The organism is Nocardioides sp. LML1-1-1.1, from assembly GCF_040676175.1.
Taxonomy (GTDB): Bacteria; Actinomycetota; Actinomycetes; order Propionibacteriales; family Nocardioidaceae; genus Nocardioides.
In genome coordinates, this window is the sequence record NZ_JBEGHK010000001.1 from 691,892 (window position 1) to 706,951 (window position 15,060).

The 15,060-nt window shown below is 72.7% G+C and carries 12 protein-coding genes; 9 read left to right on the forward strand and 3 right to left on the reverse strand.

Annotated elements, in window-relative coordinates; genetic code table 11:
* Positions 1-16: 16 nt before the first annotated feature.
* On the reverse strand, positions 17-1,837 hold the full coding sequence (locus MRBLML1_RS03400) for a phosphoenolpyruvate carboxykinase (GTP) (protein WP_364511384.1): 1,821 nt from the start codon (positions 1,835-1,837) through the stop codon (positions 17-19).
* 254 nt (positions 1,838-2,091) lie between these two features.
* Here MRBLML1_RS03400 and MRBLML1_RS03405 point away from each other — a divergent pair, with 254 nt between their 5' ends.
* Entirely contained in the window at positions 2,092-2,979 is an 888-nt protein-coding gene (locus MRBLML1_RS03405) for a hypothetical protein (protein ID WP_364511387.1), read from the forward strand.
* A gap of 113 nt (positions 2,980-3,092) precedes the next feature.
* Here the strand turns inward: MRBLML1_RS03405 and MRBLML1_RS03410 are convergent, their stop codons facing one another.
* Positions 3,093-3,602: an Lrp/AsnC family transcriptional regulator gene (locus MRBLML1_RS03410; RefSeq protein WP_364511390.1), complete on the reverse strand. Its 510-nt coding sequence runs from the start codon at positions 3,600-3,602 to the stop codon at positions 3,093-3,095.
* A 118-nt stretch (positions 3,603-3,720) separates the two neighbouring features.
* Between MRBLML1_RS03410 and hppD the strand changes: the two genes are divergently transcribed.
* The 7 genes from hppD to MRBLML1_RS03445 all read left to right on the forward strand — a co-directional run bounded on the left by hppD (position 3,721) and on the right by MRBLML1_RS03445 (position 11,951).
* Positions 3,721-4,926, forward strand: coding sequence for a 4-hydroxyphenylpyruvate dioxygenase (gene hppD / locus MRBLML1_RS03415; RefSeq protein WP_364511393.1), 1,206 nt, complete (start codon positions 3,721-3,723; stop codon positions 4,924-4,926).
* 31 nt (positions 4,927-4,957) lie between these two features.
* Positions 4,958-6,178, forward strand: coding sequence for a homogentisate 1,2-dioxygenase (locus MRBLML1_RS03420; protein WP_364511395.1), 1,221 nt, complete (start codon positions 4,958-4,960; stop codon positions 6,176-6,178).
* Positions 6,175-7,002: a hypothetical protein gene (locus MRBLML1_RS03425; protein WP_364511398.1), complete on the forward strand. Its 828-nt coding sequence runs from the start codon at positions 6,175-6,177 to the stop codon at positions 7,000-7,002. Before MRBLML1_RS03420 ends, MRBLML1_RS03425 begins: the two co-directional genes overlap by 4 nt.
* Positions 7,002-8,165: a fumarylacetoacetase gene (gene fahA / locus MRBLML1_RS03430; RefSeq protein ID WP_364511401.1), complete on the forward strand. Its 1,164-nt coding sequence runs from the start codon at positions 7,002-7,004 to the stop codon at positions 8,163-8,165. The genes MRBLML1_RS03425 and fahA overlap by 1 nt, the downstream gene beginning before the upstream one ends.
* Positions 8,162-9,400, forward strand: coding sequence for a Glu/Leu/Phe/Val dehydrogenase dimerization domain-containing protein (locus tag MRBLML1_RS03435; protein ID WP_364511404.1), 1,239 nt, complete (start codon positions 8,162-8,164; stop codon positions 9,398-9,400). The genes fahA and MRBLML1_RS03435 overlap by 4 nt, the downstream gene beginning before the upstream one ends.
* A gap of 421 nt (positions 9,401-9,821) precedes the next feature.
* Positions 9,822-10,874 (forward strand): hypothetical protein, encoded by a 1,053-nt coding sequence (locus MRBLML1_RS03440; RefSeq protein ID WP_364511407.1) that lies wholly within the window; start codon positions 9,822-9,824, stop codon positions 10,872-10,874.
* Between the two features lie 297 nt (positions 10,875-11,171).
* Positions 11,172-11,951 carry a helix-turn-helix domain-containing protein gene (locus tag MRBLML1_RS03445; RefSeq protein ID WP_364511410.1) on the forward strand — a complete coding sequence of 260 codons (780 nt, stop codon included), beginning with the start codon at positions 11,172-11,174 and terminating at the stop codon, positions 11,949-11,951.
* A gap of 7 nt (positions 11,952-11,958) precedes the next feature.
* Here MRBLML1_RS03445 and MRBLML1_RS03450 read toward each other — a convergent pair whose 3' ends face one another.
* Entirely contained in the window at positions 11,959-13,755 is a 1,797-nt protein-coding gene (locus MRBLML1_RS03450; protein ID WP_364511413.1) for a sigma-70 family RNA polymerase sigma factor, read from the reverse strand.
* Positions 13,756-13,993: 238 nt separating this feature from the next.
* Between MRBLML1_RS03450 and MRBLML1_RS03455 the strand changes: the two genes are divergently transcribed.
* Positions 13,994-14,977, forward strand: a complete 984-nt coding sequence (locus MRBLML1_RS03455; protein WP_364511416.1) for a helix-turn-helix domain-containing protein — start codon at positions 13,994-13,996, stop codon at positions 14,975-14,977.
* Positions 14,978-15,060 lie beyond the last annotated feature (83 nt).

Consider the following 15,060-nt stretch of genomic DNA (forward strand, 5'->3'; position numbering starts at 1 on the left):
ACGGAGCCGCTGAGGCTCAGCCCTCGAGCGCCTGGGCGACGCGGCGGTGCGCCTCCCAGATCTCCTCGGGCAGGCCGTCGAACTGCGCGAGGTGCTTCTCGCGGTGGCCCATCTCCTCCTGCCAGCGCGCGACGTCGATGCTGAGGAGCGTGTCGAGGTCGGCGAGCGCCTGCTCGTCGAGACCCTCGAGGTTGAGCTCCTCGCGCTTCGGCAGCACGCCGACGGGCGTCTGCACGCCCTCGACCTCACCGTTGAGGTACTGCATCAGCCAGTTCAGCGGGCGCAGGTTCTCGCGGTAGCCGGGCCACAGGAAGCGGCCGTCCTCGCCGCGCTGGAACCAGTTGACGTGGGCGAAGATCGGCTTCGTCGTCGCCCGGCCGATGACCTCGAGCCAGTGCGCGGCGTAGTCGGCCTCGGAGTAGGACATGAACGGGCGCATCGACATCGGGTCGTAGCGGAGCACGCCCTCGAGGCCGTCGGCCGCGGCGGTCGCCTCGGCGCCGAGCGTCAGGCCGTCGTAGACACCCTCGGCGACGTCGTTGATCGCGCGGATCAGCGGCTCGCGGTCACGGGTGCGGCCACCGAAGATGATGCCGTGGATCTCGACACCCTTCGGGTCCTCGAAGTCCTTGGCGACGTTCGGGACGTTGGCCAGGGTGGTGGTGAAGCGGCTGTTCGGGTGCGCCCACGGGTCGTCGGCGTGCTCGGGGGCCCGGTCGGCGATGATGTCGCCCTTCCAGTCCTCCCAGCCGTCGAGGTCGGTCGGCTTGTCGCCCTTGCCCTCCCACCAGACCTCCTGGGTCTTGGGGTTGTAGGCGACGTTGGTGAAGATCGCGCCGGTGCCGGGGACGATCGAGTCGATCGCGGTCGGGTTGGTCTTCTCGTTGGTGTCCTTGGCCACGCCGAAGACGCCGTTCTCCGGGTTCATCCCGTAGAGCTTGCCGTCGTCGCCGACCCAGATCCACGCGATGTCGTCGCCGTAGAACTCGACGTAGTAGCGGTCGCCGAGGGCGTCGGGGGCGAGCGTCATCGCGAGGTTGGTCTTGCCCGAGGCCGACGGGAAGCCACCGCAGATGTTGTACTTCGTGCCGGTCTGCTTGTCGGTGATGCCGAGCAGCATGAACTGCTCCACGAGGAAGCCGTTCTTCCAGCCGTCGTAGGCACCCTGGCGCAGGCCGTGGGCGATCTTGCCGAGCAGCGCGTTGCCGCCGTACGACGAGCCGAAGTGCAGGATCGTGCGCTCGTCGGCGACGGTCACGAAGTAGCGCTTGTCGTCGGGCGTGCCCTGGCCGAGGTTCTCCAGGTCGCCGGTCACGTGGACGGCCTTGACGAAGGAGTCGCCGAGGTCGTTGATGTACTCCACGCCCACGCGCGCCATGCGGATCATCTGCAGCACGACGTTGCGGTTGTCGGTCAGCTCCACACCCGCGGCGAACTTCTCCACCGGCGAGCCCTTGGGCGACATGAGGTAGGGGATGACGTACATCGTCTTGCCCGCGGAGGCGCCGGTCATCAGCTCGATGAGCTTCGGCTTCATCTCCGCGGCGGGCTTCCAGTTGTTGTAGATGCCCTTGTCGTTCTCGTCGCTGGTCGCGACGATGGTGCGCTCCTCGGCCCGCGCGGTGTCCTTGTAGTAGGAGCGCGAGTAGTAGAGGCCCTCGCCGGCAGGGAGCAGCTCACCCGCGTCCAGCGACTCCTGGACGAGACGCGCGTCGTCGGCCGCGGACACGACCTCGACGCGCTCTGCTCCCGTGATGTTGGCCCAGTGTGCGACGTACTCACGAACGTGGGGGTTGGTCAGCCCCGCTTCGTCGAGCGCCCGCTCCACATCAACCATGCTCTTCGCCAGCCTTTCGGTCCTTGTCAAGGTGTGGGCACGCTACCCCACAGCCCACCCGGCAAATACCGGGGTTCGAATCACCAGATCCGGGGACACCGTCGTCCGCGTGGAAGCCACCATGACACCGCTCGCGCGCTGACGCACATCGGCGCCACCAGCCGAGATCGCGCCCGCGCGAGGCGGCCCGATGATTGGATCGATCGAATGACGCCCAGGGTTGGCCGCCGGTACGACGGGGTAGGGACCCGCGCATGAGCCACCCTCCCCAGCCACCTCCCCCAGATCCCCCCGGCTGGGGCCCGCCCCAGGGTCCGCCCCCGGGTCCGCCCACCGGGCCGCCGCCGCCCGGCTGGGGCCCGCCGCCGGGGCCTCCGGGCCCGCCGTACGGCGCTCGGCCGAAGCGCAACGTCGGCCTGGTCGTGGGCCTGGTGGCCGTGCTGGTGCTGCTGGCCGGCGGCATCGCGACGACCGCGATCCTGCTGGCGAACGGCGACGACGGCGACGAGAAGGCCGGCGACGACCCGACCTCGCAGACCACGTCCGCGACGTCGAGCCCGTCGGAGAGCCCGACCGAGCGCCCGACCGAGGCGACGAGCGAGGGCGTGCCGGCGCCGCCGACGAGCCCGACCGGCCCGATCACGCCGTACTCCCCCACCGACGACACCGGCGACGACATCCACACCGACGTCAAGGCCGCCGACTTCCCCGGCGACTGGAACTTCAAGCTCGGCGACGTCGAGCAGCACGCGAAGCTGCGCGGCTCCTGGGACTACGACAGCTGCAGCCAGGTGGAGGCCTCCTCGGCGCTCACCCAGCAGCGCTGCGACTACGCCGTGCAGTGGAACTTCAGCGCCCTCGGCGGCAAGGCCCGCGTGGTCCACCTGTTCCTCGTCTTCGACACCCAGCCGCACGCCAAGGCCGCTGCGGCGAGCCTGGAGGACAAGGACTTCGACCTGCGCGACGGCTCGCTGTTCGCCGACTTCAAGCAGGGCAAGTGGCACAAGAGCACCTACGGCAACGTCATCGCCGTGACCATCGGCACGACGAACGCCACGGTGCCGGACAAGGACCTGCAGTCGCTGGTCAGCTACATGAACACCGACTACCGGGTGGCGCTGAGCTTCAAGGGCGGCTTCTGAGGGTCAGGCCGCAAAAAGAAAGATGCCGCCGCAGGCGTCTCGGGTCACCTGCGGCGGCAGCAGAAGGATGCCAGAGAACGGCGTCCGATGTCACCCCGGAGAAAGTAAAGTTTTCAACCTCGGTACGCCGGTGCCCGGCGGCTCGGTGCCGGCTCGGCGCTCGCGAGCAGCGGCAGCACCCGGGGCGCGATGAGCGTCGAGAGCACCATCACGCTCGTCGAGCGCACCACCGAGGAGGACTGGTCGATGCGGACCAGGGTGGCCTGCAGCTCGGGGTGCGAGCGGGTCGCGACCCGGCACAGCACGTCGTAGGAGCCGGTGGTCACGTAGGCCTCGAGCACCTGCGGGATCGCACCCAGGTCGCGGGCGACCTCGTCGAGCGCGCCCTGGGAGATCTCCAGGGTGACGTAGGCCTGCACCTCGTAGCCCGCGGCCGCGACGTCGAGGGTCGGGTCCCAGTCGGCGATGACACCGGCCTCGTGCAGCCGCCGCAGCCGGCTCTGCACGGTCGCGCGGGCGACCGAGGTGACCCGCGACAGCTCCAGGTCGCCGGCTCGCGGGTGCTCGGTGAGCGCGGTGAGCAGGGCGAGGTCGATCTGGTCGAGCGCGAGCGGGCCGGGCATGGCTCGATGGTAGTCAATCTGCCCACCTCGAGCAGGCCCCAGCCAGCAGAACTGCCCGATCTGACTACCTCCGGATAGGCAGGTTGTGAGGTCCGCGACGACCTGTTGTGCTCCTCACATGTCCCTCCAGGAGACCCTGACCAGCGAGGAGCGGCTCGCCGAGCTCGACCTCGACACGTTGAAGCAGCTCGTCGGCCTCGTCGAGCACGACGACCACGAGGACCCCTTCCCGGTCACCGGCTGGGACGCGGCGGTGTGGGCCGTCGGCAACGCCACCCAGTCCGCGCACTTCTTCGTCTCCGCCTTCGGCATGGAGCTGGTCGCCTACTCCGGCCCCGAGACCGGCAACCGCGACCACGTCGCCTTCGTGCTCAAGTCCGGCGCGGTCCGCTTCGTCCTCAAGGGCGGGGTCGACCCGAGCAGCCCGCTGCTCGACCACCACCGCAAGCACGGCGACGGGATCATCGACATCGCGCTGGAGGTGCCCGACGTCGACAAGTGCATCGCGCACGCCCGCTCCGTCGGCGCCACGATCCTCGAGGAGCCGCACGACGTCAGCGACGAGCACGGCACCGTGCGCACCGCCGCCATCGCGACGTACGGCGACACCCGGCACACCCTCGTCGACCGCAGCGGCTACGACGGCCCCTACCTGCCCGGCTACGTCGCCCGGACCTCGTCGTACCAGCGCCGGGAGGGGGCGCCGAAGCGCCTGTTCCAGGCCCTCGACCACATCGTCGGCAACGTCGAGCTGGGCCGGATGGACGAGTGGGTGGAGTTCTACCGCAAGGTCATGGGGTTCGTGAACATGGCCGAGTTCATCGGCGACGACATCGCGACCGACTACTCCGCGCTGATGTCGAAGGTCGTGGCCAACGGCAACCACCGGGTGAAGTTCCCGCTCAACGAGCCGGCGATCGCGAAGAAGAAGTCGCAGATCGACGAGTACCTCGAGTTCTACGACGGCCCCGGGGCCCAGCACCTCGCGCTGGCCACCAACGACATCCTCGACACCGTCGACCGGCTGCGCGCCGAGGGCGTGGAGTTCCTGGACACCCCGGACTCCTACTACGAGGACCCCGAGCTGCGCGCCCGGATCGGCGAGGTGCGGGTGCCGGTCGAGGAGCTGCAGAAGCGCGGCATCCTGGTCGACCGCGACGAGGACGGCTACCTGCTGCAGATCTTCACCAAGCCGCTGGGCGACCGGCCGACGGTCTTCTTCGAGCTCATCGAGCGGCACGGCTCGCTCGGCTTCGGCAAGGGCAACTTCAAGGCCCTCTTCGAGGCGATCGAGCGCGAGCAAGAGCGTCGCGGGAACTTCTGACCCGTCGACAGGCTCAGGACCGGAGACAGTCATGACGTACTACCAGCGGATCGGGTTCGTGCCGCCCAAGCGGCACACGCAGCACCGCGCCGAGGACGGCGCGCTCTACTTCGAGGAGCTGATGGGCGAGGAGGGCTTCTCCTCCGACTCCTCCCTGCTCTACCACCGTCACCTGCCCTCGGCCGTCGTCGAGGCGCGGATGTGGGAGCTGCCGGACCAGTCGACCGTGCCCAACCACCCGCTCGTCCCCCGCCACCTCACGCTGCACGACCTCGTCGAGGAGGACGGTTGGCAGCAGACCGACGCGGTCACCGGTCGGCGCCTGGTGCTCGGCAACGGCGACGTCCGGATCTCCTACGTCGCGTGCGGTGCGGCCTCCCCGCTCTACCGCAACGGCATCGGCGACGAGTGCGTCTACGTCGAGGCCGGCACCGGCGTCGTGGAGACGGTCTTCGGCGCACTGGAGGTGGGCCAGGGCGACTACGTCGTGCTGCCGCGCGCGACCACCCACCGCTGGGTGCCGACCGGTCGCGAGCCGCTGCGGCTCTACGCGATCGAGGCCAACAGCCACATCACCCCGCCCAAGCGCTACCTCTCGCGCTTCGGGCAGCTGCTCGAGCACGCGCCCTACTGCGAGCGCGACCTGCGCACCCCGGCCGAGCCGCTGCTCGCCGACACGGCCTCGGCAGGCTCGACCGGCGAGGGGTTCGAGGTCTACATCAAGCACCGCGGGAGCGGCGCCGGCGGTCTCGCCGGCACGGTGCACGTCGTGCCGGAGCACCCCTTCGACGTCGTGGGCTGGGACGGCTGCCTCTACCCCTACGTCTTCAACATCGCCGACTTCGAGCCGATCACCGGCCGGGTGCACCAGCCGCCGCCGGTGCACCAGGTCTTCGAGGGGCACAACTTCGTGATCTGCAACTTCGTGCCGCGCAAGGTGGACTACCACCCGCTGTCGATCCCGGTGCCCTACTACCACTCCAACGTCGACTCCGACGAGGTCATGTTCTACGTCGGCGGCGACTACGAGGCCCGCAAGGGCTCCGGCATCGGGCCCGGATCGATCAGCCTGCACCCGGGCGGTCACGCGCACGGCCCGCAGCCGGGTGCCTACGAGAAGTCGATCGGTGTGGAGTTCTTCGACGAGCTGGCCGTCATGGTCGACACCTTCCGGCCCCTCGAGCTCGGCGAGGCCGGGCAGGCCGTGGACGACGGGGTCTACCTCACCTCGTGGGTGCGGGGGCAGCGATGAGGTTCGCGCACCTGCTCGACGACGCCGCGATCTTCCCGCCCGGCAACCTGCCGCTGGCCGCGGCCGTCCGCGCGCACCTCGCGCACGGGCTCGCGCCGCACGCCGGCCTGGTCGGCCCGCTCGTCGTGGCGGCGGCCGACCTGCCGGCGCTGGCCGAGGCCACCGCCGGGCTGCCGGCCGGCAGCATCGAGCTCAGCGTCACCGTGCCCGAGCCCGCCGCGACCGGCGACCTGCTCGACGCGGTGCGCCGGATCCGCGCCGTCCGCGCGGTCGCGATCGAGGTGGCCGTGCCCGAGCACCTCCGCGCCGAGGACGTGGTGCCGATCCTGACGGTGGCGATCGGGCAGCCGCCCGGCGTCACGGTGTACGTCGAGCTGCCGCGCGACGCCCGCCGCGAGCTCTTGCTGGGGGAGCTCGCGGGGACGTCGTACCTCGCCAAGATCCGCACGGGCGGGGTGCGCGCCGAGCTCTACCCCGACGAGGCCGAGCTGGCCGGCACCGTCGTCGCGGCGGTCCGCGCCGGGGTGGCGTTCAAGGCCACGGCCGGGCTGCACCACGCGGTCCGCAACACCGACCCGGCCACCGGCTTCGAGCAGCACGGCTTCCTCAACCTGCTCGCCGCCACCGACGCCGCACTCGCCGGCGCCGGCAGCGACGAGGTCCGCGGCTGGCTGGCCGAGCGCGACGGCGCCCGGCTCGCGGCGCGCGTGGGCGAGCTGTCCCCCGCCGCGCGGGACGCCTTCCGCTCGTTCGGCACCTGCAGCATCGCCGAGCCGGTCGCCGAGCTCGGCGCCCTCGGCCTGCTCACCCCGGAGGAGGTGTGATGGAGCTCTTCGGCACGACCAACCTGCCCTACGGCGTCTACTCCGTCGACGGAGGGGCGCCGCGCTGTGCCACCCGGCTCGGCGACCAGGTCGTCGACCTGGCGGACCTGCTCGGCGACGACGTGTTCGCGCTGCCCACCCTGGACGCCTTCCTCGCCCAGGGCCGCGGACGCTGGGACGAGGTCCGGGCCGGGCTGCGCGCGCGGCTCGCGGACGGCGTACCGGCGGGGACGACGGCGCACCCGGTGGACGCGGTGCGGATGCACCTGCCGTTCACGGTCGCCGACTACGTCGACTTCTACGCCTCCGAGCACCACGCCTCGAACCTCGGCCGGCTGTTCCGTCCCGACAACCCGAACCCGCTGCTCCCCAACTGGAAGCACCTGCCGGTCAGCTACACCGGCCGCGCGGGCTCGGTCGTCGTCTCGGGCACGGACGTGGTCCGGCCCAGCGGCCAGCGGGCCCCGGCGACCACCGACGGGAGCGCGCCGGTGCCGACCTTCGGCCCGTCCACCCGGCTCGACATCGAGGCCGAGCTGGGCTTCGTGGTCGGCGTCGGCAACCCGATGGGGACGCCGATCGAGGCGGCCGACGCCGAGGAGCACCTGTTCGGCGTGGTGCTCTTCAACGACTGGTCGGCGCGCGACATCCAGGCCTGGGAGTACGTCCCGCTGGGCCCGCACCTGGGCAAGTCCTTCGCCTCCACGATCTCACCGTGGGTGGTGCCGCTGGCAGCGCTCGACGCGGCCCGGGTGGACACCCCCGTCCAGGACCCGGCGGTGCTGCCCTACCTCTCCCTCGGCACCGACCGCGCGCCCTGGGGGCTGGACATCGACCTGGAGGTCGAGCTGAACGGCGAGGTCGTCAGCCGGCCGCCGTACGCCTCGATGTACTGGTCGCCCGCCCAGATGCTCGCCCACCTCACGGTGAACGGCGCGCCCACCCGGACCGGCGACCTCTTCGCCTCCGGCACCATCTCCGGCCCCGGCAAGGACCAGGTCGGCTCGCTGATCGAGCGCGGCGAGGGCTTCCTCGAGGACGGCGACGAGGTCGTCCTGCGCGCCGCCGCACCCGGACCCGACGGCACCCGGATCGGCTTCGGCGAGTGCCGCGGCCGGATCGTGACGTCTCGACAGCTCGACAACCGAAAGGCACAGCAGTGAAGGACCTCCTGGACCGCTTCGAGGCGAAGGCCCCCGAGATCGTCTTCGAGTGGCACGACGCCGAGACCGAGGCCAAGGGCTGGGCCGTCATCAACTCGCTGCGCGGCGGCGCGGCCGGCGGCGGCACGCGGATGCGCAAGGGCCTGGACCGCAACGAGGTCGAGTCGCTGGCCAAGACCATGGAGGTGAAGTTCACCGTCTCCGGTCCCGCCATCGGCGGCGCCAAGTCGGGCATCGACTTCGACCCCACCGACCCGCGCCGTGAGGGGGTGCTGGCGCGCTGGTTCAAGGCGGTCACCCCGCTGCTGAAGACCTACTACGGCACCGGCGGCGACCTCAACGTCGACGAGCTGCACGACGTCATCCCGCTCACCGAGCGCTACGGCCTGTGGCACCCGCAGGAGGGCATCGTCAACGGGCACTTCGCCGCCGACGAGCGCGAGCTGGTGCAGCGCGTCGGGATGCTGCGCCTCGGCGTCTCCAAGGTCGTCGAGGACCCGCGCTACACGCCGGACCGGGAGGCGAAGTACACCATCGCCGACATGGTCACCGGCTGGGGCGTGGCCGAGTCGGTGGTGCACTACTACGCGACGTACGGCGCCGCGCAGGGCCAGCGCCTGGCCGGCAAGCGGGTCATCGTCCAGGGCTGGGGCAACGTCGGCTCCGCGGCGGCCTACTACCTCTCCCGTGCGGGCGCCCGGGTCGTCGGGATCATCGACCGCGACGGTGGGCTGATGAACGCCGAGGGCTTCACGCCCGAGGAGGTGCACGCGCTCTTCGTCGGCAAGGACGGCAACGCGCTGCGCGCCGAGGCGATGGTGCCCTTCGCCGAGCTCGACGACGCGATCTGGGACATGGGCGCGGAGATCTTCCTGCCCTGCGCCGCGTCCCGCCTGGTCACCGTCGAGCACGTCAAGCGGCTCGTCTCGGCGGGCCTGGAGCTGATCTCGGCGGGGGCGAACGTGCCCTTCGCCGACCCGGAGATCTTCTACGGCCCGACGTACGAGTTCGCCGACCAGCACGTCGCGGTGATCCCCGACTTCATCGCCAACTGCGGGATGGCGCGCACCTTCACGCTGCTCATGGAGGGCATCGGCGAGGTGTCGGACGAGCTGATCCTCGGCGACGTCTCGCGCACCATCCGGACCGCGCTGGAGCGCTGCCACGAGCGCTCGCCGCACCCGACCCTGGTCGCCGCGACGGCGTTCGAGATCGCGCTCGACCAGCTGGTCTGAGACCCGGACGGTGTGGCGTGCGCCACGTCGTCCTCCTTCGTTACCTCATGCGGTAATTCCGGCGTTCGGCCGCCTCTGCTCGGTGGTTCCATAGCCAGGTGCCGGTCGGGGCGGCTTCGTCCCCGGCCGCCGTGCGCTCGGTCTGCGAGCAGGAGGTGCCTGGGGGGCGGCTCCTGGCCGCGGTCGACCACGACGACGCCCTGCTGGGTCGGCTCTGGGCCGACCTGGCGGGGGGCGGCGACCACGGGCAGGCCCGGGTCGCCACCGGGACGGTCCAGGACCGCCCACCTCCGGACCAGGTCCGACGGCGAGAGCCCTCCTCCGGGCCATCGCGGCGATCTATCGTGGGCACCGTGTGAGAATCGGCGCGCGCGAACGTCCCCAACCCGGGGACGAGCCGCCGGACATCTGAGGGGACACCATGGACATGGCCGCCGACGACGGACGCAACTTGGGCGAGACGACGCACCGCGAGGATCGCCGGGAGGACCTCGGCTTCTCGGTGCCGAGCGAGCAGCCCGCGGCCCCGCAGCCGCACGACGTCCTCGACGGCCCGGCTCCGGTGGACCCGCTCGACGCGAGCGTCCCGGCTCCCGGTGGACCCGAGCCCGCCGACACGTCGGCGCCTGCCGCCGCGGCGCCTGCCGCCGCGGCGCCGGCCGCGCCCTCCGCGCAGACCTTCCAGGACCTCATCGCGCTGCGCCGCGAGGCCGAGGAGTCGGCGGCCGCTGCGCTGGTCGAGCGGCGCGAGGCCACCACCCAGGCCTCACGGATCATCGAGGAGGCGATGCGCGCCGCGGAGAGCCTGCAGGCCGAGTCGCAGCGCAGCCTCGACGAGCAGCGCGCCACCGCCGAGGCGGAGGCCGCCACCATCGTGGAGCGGGCCCGCGCCGAGGCCGCCCAGATCGTCAAGGCCGGCGAGAACGACGTCCTGGAGGCCCAGCGGCTGCGGGCCGAGGCCTCCGCCGAGCGGGAGCGGCTCAACAGCGAGCTGGAGAAGATCCGCCGTACGGCGCAGGAGGAGCTCTTCGCCGAGGCCAACCGGCACGCCGCGCGGATGGACGAGATCCGCACCCGCGTGCTGCACGGCGTCGAGGCGGCGACCGACGGCCTGCGCGACGCGGTCCGCGACAGCGCCGCGCGCAGCGACGCCGCCTTCGAGGGCGCGTCGGCGTCCTTCCTGCAGCCGGTCGAGCCGGCCCCGGCGATCCCGGCCGGCCCGGTGGTCACCGCAGCGCCCGCCGCCGTCGCCGCGGAGCCGGCGCCCGCGCCGACGCCGGAGCCCGAGCCCACGCCCGCCCCGTTCGTCCCCGAGCCCCCGGTGTGGGAGGTCCCGGCCGCGCCGGTCACCCCGCCAGCCGCGCCGATCACGCCCTACGAGCCCGGCGGCGCCGGTGCCCGGAGCCTGCCCTCGGCGGTGGACACCCCCGAGGAGCAGCCGCGCCGGCGCGGGTGGCGCAGCCGCCGCGCCTGAGCCTCGGCGGGGCGGCGCCCGGGGCTCGTCCCCCGGATTCTCACATCAGATACGGACGACCGAATGGCCCGTGCCTGCGACACGCAGTCTGCCTAACATTACCTCCCGTAGTGGCGACGCGCCGGCAGGTGGGAGCACGAGCACGGCGTGCAGGAGTCACCGGGGTATGGGGGTCCGGCGGACCGCACTTTCGAGAACAGGTCATGAAACGCGATGTGGGGGATAGTCGCGCGCTTCGAGGAGCGCGTCACGGGCGACACGAGCGCACGCGCTGCGTGGCAAGCCGGGCAGTCGTCGATGCGCCGGGCGGAGGGCCGGGCGCAGGCCGTCCGGTCAACCGTGCTCGCCAACGCGCTCGCCCTGGTCCACTTCGACGACGACACCGACGTCCGCGACCTCGCCCGGCTGCGTGAGGAGCTCGGGCTCGGCAACGTGGTGACGCTGCAGGACGAGCTGCTCGCGCCGGTCGACGACGAGCCCGGCCGGCCGCTGACCACCCGGCTGGTCCGGGTCCTGGGCCAGCGCGCCTGGGGCGACGCCGCGCGCACCCCCGGCCGGCTCACCGCGGAGGTCCCGGCGCTCGCCGAGCTGTGCGGCGAGGCCGCGCTGCGGCTGATGATGGTCGACGACGGCGACGACACCCCCGCCGCCCCGCTCGGCTCCGAGCGGGCCCTGGTCAAGGTCTTCGGCAAGGGCGACCTGGAGCTGTGGCGGCGCCTGGTCACCGCCGCGCTCGCCGACCCGTGGGCGGGCCGCACCGACGAGATGCTCGGCCTGCTCGACCCCGAGCGCCGGCCCGGCGAGCACGCCGCGGTGAGCGCGCTGGCGGACCTGGCCCGGCGGATGGCCGAGGAGGACGAGCGCCGCGCGGTGGCCGACCACATCCGCACCACGATCGCCGGCACCGGGCTCACCCAGCGGCAGTTCGCCACGCTGGTCGGCACCTCGCCGTCGCGCCTGTCGACGTACGTCACCGGCAGCGTCACGCCGTCGGCGGCGATGCTGCTGCGGATCAACCGGATGGCCAAGCGGGCGCGCACGCTGCCGCGCCGCGGCCACGCCGACGAGCCGGTCTGAGCCCGGCTCAGCCCTGGAAGCGCTGGCTGCCGGCCGGGGTGTCACCGGCGAGCAGGGAGACCGTGCCTCCGGGCGCCAGCAGGCTCTGCACCCGCACCGTCACCGGCGGCGGTGCGGTGCCGGTGTAGTCGAAGGTGCACACGATCGAGGTGCTGGACGTGCAGGACCAACCCGCGCCGCTGACCTGGTTGGCGTCGAGCACGATCCCGCCGACGTCGAAGACCACCCGGGCGGTGATCGTGCGGGACGGGCCGCCGAGGACCTCCGGCACGATCTCCACCGACCAGGGCTGCAGCAGGGCCGGCGGCGGGCCCACGTTGACCGCCGCGAGCCGCACGCACTGCTCGTAGGCGCCCAGGTCGCCGCGGAAGGTCCGCGCCGTGCCGCTCTTGAGCACGTAGCCGGGCCGGGCGCTCGCCTCGACGGTCCACGCGCCCGTACGGCCGTCGCCGCCCGTGCGCTGATAGCTCACCCCGCGGGTGGTCGGCAGGTCCAGGCTGCCGTAGGTCTCGCAGGAGGTGATCGGGTGGGCGCTCGGCGCGACGGCGACCACCGGGACCGGCGACGGCTGCTTCGGGGTGGCCGGCTCCGGGCTCTCCCCGGTCGCGGGCGCGCCGGGCCCGGCGGGCACGCTCTCGTCGGTGGGGTCCGGGCTGTCCGTGCCCTCGGCGTACGACGGCGGGTCGCTGGCCCGCGTGACGGGCGCCGGGTCGGTGAGCCGCGGCACGGACGGGTCGGCCTTGGCACGCGGGCGCGGCGCGGCCGAGGAGGCCGGCGCGTCGGTGGCGGGCGCGGCGCTGGTGGCGGCGTCCGCGGCGGTCGGCTCGGTGTCGCGGGCGTTGACCACCCAGGTGACCCCGCCGGCCGCGACGGCGACGGCGGCCGCCGCCGCGGCGACGGTGGTGGCCGCCGCGCCGAGGCCGCCACCGGCGGCACCGCCGCCGCTGCCCGAGGAGGACCCGGCACCGCCGGCACCGCCGGAGCCGGCACCGGCCGCGCCGGTCAGGCCGACCAGCCAGGCCAGGCCCTTGCCGGAGGCCGGCAGCGCGCCGAGCAGGACGACCGGGAAGATCCAGGCGGCGAGCTTGCGGTTGACCCGCTCGACCTGGAGGTAGGCCGCGAGGCAGTCCTCGCAGGAGCCCAGGTGGGCGCTGACCTTCTCCTCCGCACGGGTGGAGAGGTCGGTGCGGACGTACTGGCTGAGCCGGTCGCGGGTCCACCGGCAGTCGGCGGGCGCGGAGGAGGCGATGACGTGCTGGTCGAGGTAGGCCCGGCGCAGGCCCTCACGGGCGCGGTGGGCAAGCGAGGAGACCGCGCCGGCGCGCATGCCGAGCAGGTCGGCCACCTCGCCGGGCTTGCGGCCCTCGACCTCGACGTGCCACAGGACCTTCTGCCAGGACTCGGGCAGCGTCGCGAAGGCGTGCGCCGCGGTGTCGGCCTCGAGGTCCTCGACGAGCTCCTCGGCCGGCGGCTGGGCGTCGTCGAAGATCCACGGCTGGTCGGAGACCGGCGCCTCCCGCGGCCCGCGCAGCGAGTCGCGGAAGCCGTTGCGGATGGTGACGTGGAGATAGGCGCGGAAGTTGTCGCGCGGACCGCGGCCCGCACGGAGCTGGGCGAGCACCCGGGCGAAGGACTCGGCGACCAGCTCCTCGGCCTGCTGGGGGCCGACCAGGATCGTCGCGAGGCGGCGGGCGTCGTCGACGTGCTCGACGTAGAGATCCTCGAAGGTGTCCTCCGACGGGGTCACCGAGGGCAGCACGGACTCCGTGCTCTCCTCCGACGACCTCTCCGCCGACACCTGCATCCCCAACCCTTCGTCGCCCTCCACGCACCCCGCGTGGACCGCTGCCCACCCTGCTGGCACGCAGAACGACCCTGACGATCGTAGGTCGGCTCGGCAAGATCCGCCTCCTTCCGAAAAAGATCGGGATCAATTCTGAAAACGGCGTGATGTTCCGCGTGCTGCTCCGTCTGGGTTCGTGACAGGCGCCGCTCGGGACGGTGCCTTCGCTCCCGGATCGACTTTCAGCAAGGACGTGACGATGCCCACCACACTCGCCGCTCGCCCCTCGGCCACGCCGACGACGACGCCGACCCCGGCACCCGACCTGCGCAGCCAGTTCGCGAGCCACCCCATCCCCGTCCACGCCGGTACGACGCTGCGCCGGATCCTGTTCGCCACGCTCGACCGCGCGGACCGGGTCGGCCCAGAGCACGCCGAGATCTGGGACCAGCTCGTCCGGGTGCTGGACCAGAACCGCACCGACCCCCGCTCGACCGCGCGCTGCGCGGTGCTGGCCAACCTGGCCGCCATCGTCGTCTTCGACGAGCCCAGCGACTACGCCGCGACCGTCGAGCTCGCGAACCAGCTCGGCCAGGACCGGCTCGCCCGGCTCCAGCACCGCGCCGGCGTCGCGCTCGAGACCGAGTCCTCGATGCCGTGGACCACCACCGTGATCCGCCGGCTCATCCACTGGGACCTCCAGGCCCGCCTGGAGGGCAAGCCGTCGGAGGAGGTCACCGAGGACGTGGCCACCACCTGCGCGGTCATCGCCCAGAACCTGCTCTTCGCGGACATCGACCCCGACCGGGTCACCGCGCCGATCACCGCGGTCGACGAGCTGCACCGGCTGCTCGACGTGGGCACCGTCGTGGAGTGGCGCGCGCACCTGAGCACGATCGCGTCCAGCCCCTGGGGCCCGTACGCCGACGACCTGCTCGCCCTCGGCCAGCGCTCCGACCGGCCGGCCGCCCTGGCCGCCATCGCCAGCTCGATCGCCCAGTGCCAGGAGTGGTGCCGCGACCGTGAGCGCGACCAGGTCGCCCGCGAGATCCGCCACCTGGTGGCGGTCAGCGGTGCCTCGCAGCGCGAGTTCGCCTCCCGGATCGGGACCTCGCCGTCCCGGCTCTCCACCTACGTCCGCGGCACGGTGACCCCGTCCGCCGCGATGCTGCTGCGCATCCAGCGGGCCTCCCGCATGCTGCAGCGCCAGGCCACGCGGCAGGTGCTCGCACCACGCCGCTGACCTCCGAAGCCACCACGACGGGAGCGTGGTGGGACTGGCCGGGACCGGGAGCTGGGGGGCTTCGGGTCCCGGCCAGGACCGCT

Excerpts from the sequence above, each read along its gene's own strand:
- MRBLML1_RS03400 (WP_364511384.1), bottom strand. The coding sequence starts at position 1,837 with ATGGTTGATGTGGAGCGGGCGCTCGACGAAGCGGGGCTGACCAACCCC.
- MRBLML1_RS03405 (WP_364511387.1), top strand. The coding sequence starts at position 2,092 with ATGAGCCACCCTCCCCAGCCACCTCCCCCAGATCCCCCCGGCTGGGGC.
- MRBLML1_RS03410 (WP_364511390.1), bottom strand. The coding sequence starts at position 3,602 with ATGCCCGGCCCGCTCGCGCTCGACCAGATCGACCTCGCCCTGCTCACC.
- hppD (WP_364511393.1), top strand. The coding sequence starts at position 3,721 with ATGTCCCTCCAGGAGACCCTGACCAGCGAGGAGCGGCTCGCCGAGCTC.
- MRBLML1_RS03420 (WP_364511395.1), top strand. The coding sequence starts at position 4,958 with ATGACGTACTACCAGCGGATCGGGTTCGTGCCGCCCAAGCGGCACACG.
- MRBLML1_RS03425 (WP_364511398.1), top strand. The coding sequence starts at position 6,175 with ATGAGGTTCGCGCACCTGCTCGACGACGCCGCGATCTTCCCGCCCGGC.
- fahA (WP_364511401.1), top strand. The coding sequence starts at position 7,002 with ATGGAGCTCTTCGGCACGACCAACCTGCCCTACGGCGTCTACTCCGTC.
- MRBLML1_RS03440 (WP_364511407.1), top strand. The coding sequence starts at position 9,822 with ATGGACATGGCCGCCGACGACGGACGCAACTTGGGCGAGACGACGCAC.
- MRBLML1_RS03445 (WP_364511410.1), top strand. The coding sequence starts at position 11,172 with ATGCGCCGGGCGGAGGGCCGGGCGCAGGCCGTCCGGTCAACCGTGCTC.
- MRBLML1_RS03450 (WP_364511413.1), bottom strand. The coding sequence starts at position 13,755 with ATGCAGGTGTCGGCGGAGAGGTCGTCGGAGGAGAGCACGGAGTCCGTG.
- MRBLML1_RS03455 (WP_364511416.1), top strand. The coding sequence starts at position 13,994 with ATGCCCACCACACTCGCCGCTCGCCCCTCGGCCACGCCGACGACGACG.